A 431-nucleotide genomic window follows, 5' to 3' on the forward strand; every position below is an offset into this window, starting at 1 on the left:
CAGCGCGCCACCATGACCACGGGGACGCCGGTCATCCGACAGGGCAACCTGGAGAGCTATCGTGTTGGCGGCGGCGTCATCAGCTTTGAAGGATCCGGCCTGCGAGCCGGTGACACGACATATGCGGAGGTGATCGCCCGAGCGGTCCGTGTTCATGCTGCCTTGCGCGCCGGAGAGCTCCGGCTCACCACCGGTCTCAATACGGTCAGCGCCGATCACGCGCAGGTCACGCCGGAGAGCTCATCCGGCCATGCACCGTCGATGCGCGCCATCGACGTTGCCGAACTGGGCGGCATGTATGCCGGCCACATTTACTTGACCGCCACCGAGCATGGTGTGGGCGTGCACAACGGCGGCACCTTGGCAGCCACCGAAGGAGAGCTGGTCGTCACGGCGGCGGGCCGTCTGGAAAACACCGGGACCATCGCTGC

1 protein-coding gene is annotated in these 431 nt (G+C 66.4%); it reads left to right on the forward strand.

Annotation, left to right across the window (positions count from 1 at the left end; genetic code table 11):
* Positions 1-431: two-partner secretion domain-containing protein (locus tag HWE01_RS22610; RefSeq protein WP_241822956.1), on the forward strand; the 431-nt coding region annotated here is incomplete at both ends.

This window comes from Herbaspirillum sp. C7C8 (assembly GCF_022627875.1).
In the GTDB taxonomy this organism is placed as follows: Bacteria; Pseudomonadota; Gammaproteobacteria; order Burkholderiales; family Burkholderiaceae_D; genus Herbaspirillum.